Origin of the sequence: Bradyrhizobium lablabi (assembly GCF_001440475.1) — a bacterium.
GTDB classification, from domain to species: Bacteria; Pseudomonadota; Alphaproteobacteria; order Rhizobiales; family Xanthobacteraceae; genus Bradyrhizobium; species Bradyrhizobium lablabi.
In genome coordinates, this window is sequence record NZ_LLYB01000110.1 from 1 (window position 1) to 3,932 (window position 3,932).

General features: G+C 61.3%; 3 protein-coding genes. 1 reads left to right on the plus strand and 2 read right to left on the minus strand.

From position 1 onward, the window contains the following. Positions 1 to 892, plus strand: an 892-nt coding sequence (locus CQ14_RS31925; protein WP_156435655.1) for a lytic transglycosylase domain-containing protein, incomplete at its 5' end; no start/stop codon positions are given. A gap of 195 nt (positions 893 to 1,087) precedes the next feature. Here the strand turns inward: CQ14_RS31925 and CQ14_RS31930 are convergent. Both CQ14_RS31930 and CQ14_RS31935 read right to left on the minus strand, forming a co-directional pair. Next, a complete protein-coding gene (locus tag CQ14_RS31930) occupies positions 1,088 to 1,738 on the minus strand; it encodes a hypothetical protein (protein ID WP_057861783.1) in 651 nt (216 codons plus the stop codon). 346 nt (positions 1,739 to 2,084) lie between these two features. Next, positions 2,085 to 3,677 carry a porin gene (locus tag CQ14_RS31935; RefSeq protein WP_057861784.1) on the minus strand — a complete coding sequence of 531 codons (1,593 nt, stop codon included), beginning with the start codon at positions 3,675 to 3,677 and terminating at the stop codon, positions 2,085 to 2,087. Positions 3,678 to 3,932: the final 255 nt, after the last annotated feature.

The window sequence follows — 3,932 nt, forward strand, 5'->3', positions numbered from 1 at the left end:
CCGCGCGGCGGAAGCCGCGGGCCGCTCGCAGGAAGCCCGCGCGGCTTACGGCCGCGCCGCCGAGCAATCGACCAGCTATTACGGCCAATTGGCGCGCGCCAAGCTCGGCCTGCCGCAGCTCGATTTGAACGGCGTCCCACGCGGCCGCGGGGCCGAGCGGCTGGAGATCGTCCGCGCCGTGCAGTTGCTCTATGAACTCGACGAGCGCGAGCTTGCGATCCCGATTTTCGGCGACATGGGCGAGAACGGCGATCCCGATGCGCTGGTCGGCCTCGGCGAACTCACCGCGCGCTATCATGACGCCCGCGGCATGCTGCTGCTCGGCAAGGCCGCGCTCAACCGCGGCCTCCCGTTCGACCACTACGCCTATCCCGTCACCGGCATTCCGTCGTTCAAGCAGCTCGGTCCAGAGGTGGAGCCCAGCGTCGTCTACGCGATCGCGCGGCAGGAAAGCGCCTTCAATCCGGCGGTCGTCTCGCCGGCCCAGGCCTACGGGCTGATGCAGGTGACACCGGACGCCGGGCGCTATGTCTGCAAGCGGGCCGGCGTCAGCTTCGACCTTCAGCGGATGAAGACCGATTCGGTCTATAACGCGACGCTCGGCGCGGCCGAGCTCGGCGGGCTGCTGGAGGATTACCGCGGGTCCTACATCCTGACCTTCGCCGGCTACAATGCCGGTCGCGGCAGCGTGAAGAAATGGATCGAGCGCTACGGCGACCCGCGCGATCCCAAGGTCGACGCCGTCGACTGGGTCGAACTGATTCCATTCTCCGAGACGCGCAACTATGTGCAGCGGATCATGGAGAACCTGCAGGTCTACCGAACGCGGTTCGGCGGCGGGACCAAGCTCCAGATCGAAGCCGACCTGCATCGGGGCGCCAGCGTCCAATAGCGGTTTCGGGTACACCGGCGGCCTGCAATCAGCCTATGGCCCGCCCGACGGCGTAGGCGACAGCCCCTCCAACAGGTCCTTCAGGCCTCGAAAGACAGTAGCCGGCTCCCCATGCGATGATGAGCTGCACGCGCAATGAAAAACCCCCGGCAGTTTCCCGCCGGAGGTTCTTTTAGTGTTTCAAGCCTTTTCGGATCAGAAGTTTCGCTGAGCGTGAACGTTCAGGTGGACGGTGCTTTTATGGGTCTTAGTGGCAACATGAGCCTCGTTTTGCCGTCTGGATCGGGCCAGGCGTCGAACGGCGAACTGCAAGTCCAATGCACTTAGGAAGCTCAAGAGCGTACGGAATCGGGGCATCGGATACTGGTTAAAAGCGCGATAAAGCGTCTCCCGCGTCGTGATCGTTTTGCATGCGAACTCCGCAACATTTTCTTGCGCCTGTACGGTTTCTCTGAAAACTTTGGCAAGCGCTTCCATTTCGCCGGTTTTGAATGCGGCTGTGAATCGACGAGCAGTTGCAGCCCGCTTTCTCGCGCTGCTCCGTCCTTCTATGGGCACGTCCCTCTCATGACTATTCGCCACTTCGCAGCGCACTTCTACAACCAATCTAAATCCCAGCACGCGAAGGACCTTGATCATGTTGTCGAGCGCCGGCCCTTTCGCAAGACGGAATGCGCGATATAGAGTCACGCGGTCAAGCTCAGCAGCCCGTGCGACTTCGATGATGCTGCCGGATCGAAGCACCGCAGCGCCAACCGCACGGCAAATGCGTTGAAGATCGTTCGTTTCGAACGCCGCATTGAGCAGTTTTTCGACGTCCTTAGATCCAAAGCCAGGATTGGCCATCGGCGCTAATCCAAAGACACATTTCAAGGATGAACCTCACGCGGGTATGCAAGCACTTGTGACGTGACTACTGCCCCACTCCGATGAGGAAGCATCGCTGATGACAAACCGTTCGTCAGTGGAAGGGCACAAGCAGCCTCGGCAAAATCTCCAATCCGAGCGATAATCATCGCGCGCGGATACAAACAGGAGCACAGGGAGCGGCCTGTCGCTCCAGAGCGACGTTGGGCTTTTCGGCCAGAACGCTTGCCAAGCCTGCTCAAAACGCCTCCGGATCGCGGTAGCGATGATTCAGATAGGCTTACTGGGGCGATACGACTTCTGACGCATCGCCCCAGGATCACTGTCAGAAGTTGCGCTGAACGCGGAGCTGGAGCAGGACCGTGTCCTGATCCTTGAACTCGTAGAGTGCGTTCGGCTTCGGCGCGGTCGCGGTGAACACCGAAGAGCCCGACATCTTCTGATCGAGATGGAACCACTGGACCTCACCCGAGAAGGTCAGGTTCTTGACCGGAGTCCAGCGCGTCACAACGCCGAGCTGCGAGACGTTGAAGTCAGGGTTACAGGTGTAGGCACCTGCGGCGTTGCCAGCGAGCGCCTGGCCCGGGTGGCTGGCGGCGAAGGCAGCGCAATAGGCGCCCTTGGCCGTGGAGGTGCCGGCACCCAGCAGGTTGTCGTTCGTACCGCCGTCATACCTGACCGAGGAGTAGCTGCCGAACAGGCTGGTCGACCAGTAAGGGTCCCAGTTGTGATTGAAGGCGCCGCGCACGCCCCAGGCCGTCGTCAGAGCGATACCGCCGGTACCGGCTGCGCCCGGGAAATAGACGCCGTCGGTGGTCGCACCGAAGCCGACGCTCTGGTAGCCGAAGCCGCTATCGCCAAACATCGCAAAGTTCGGCGAGGTGCCGCTGGTGGCGATCACATACTTGGTGGCGCCCTTGGCGTAGGATGCGTCGACCTTGATGTCGTCGCCGACACCGGTCGGAATATTCTTGATCTGCAACCCCGCCATCACCGCGCCGCCCCACTTGGTCTCGGGGTGGCCGCTGATTTCGGATGCCGCCGACGGGACGCCGCCGGCGTCCAGCGTGTTGTACGAGCCGCTCACTTCATGCGCCGCGGCCGACACCTGGAACAGACCCCAGGCCTGATCGACCCGGATTCTGCCGACGATCTCGGGAGCATGGGTGCCGGCATAGGCGTTCGATCCTGTGCCGTTGGCGCCGATCGCGCCGGGGATGCTCAGATTGTAGACGGCGGTGCGATCCCACACAGTCGGGTCGTCCAGACCGATCGAAGCCGATACGCCATTGCCGAACTCGGCGGTGTACTGGATGTTGTTGACGCCGGTGTCGGTGTTCTGACCGCCGAGCAGGCTTGAGTTGATATTGCCCGGGAAACCCTGCCACGGCGTGGCATAGGCCGATGCCGACTTACCGAAGGTGAAGCCGGCGAACTGGATGAAGAGGAATTCGACCGCGACGTAACCGCCGCCCGCGACGTTGAGCGCGTTTGACGCTTGGGCGGGGAAGTTTGTTAGCGTGGTCGGATTGGAGGTGCCGAAATTGTTGAACTGGAAGTCGCCCTGACCGAAGGTACGGACTACGCCGTATTCCGTCGCGGTGCGGGTATCAATCGTCAGCGCCAGACGGGAGCGTGAGACGAAATAATCGCGATAACGGTTTTGCTGGCCGAGGTCACTGTTCCAGGCCGGGCCGCCGTGGACGGCGCCGTTGAAGGTGGTGTCCGCACGCAGATAACCGCCGATCTTGATGCAGGTATCGGTGCCCGGAATGAAGAAGAAGCCGGCGCCGTACAGCGAACAGATCCTCACATATTCGACCGCCTTGGCCTTGACCGGCAGGTCGGCCGCTTGTGCCCCGCTCACGGCAATCAAACCTGCCGCCGAGCCGAGAATGAGTGTTCGCGCTCTAATCATAAGAGTTCCTGTGTCGAGTCTCGAAGTAATCGAAGTAATCGCACAGACTGGCTAAATGCCGTGACGTTGAAAGGAAGAACGACAACGCCGTGAAGCATTTCACTAGGCGCGCAGTTGTAGCTGTTGCTTCGGAATATTGATGGCTGGGATAAACCCCCAGCAGTTTCCTGCCGGGGGTTTTCCGAGTGTTTCAAGTCTTTCGGGATCAGAAGTTACGCTGAGCGCGAACGTNTCAGGAACACAGTGCTCTGGTCC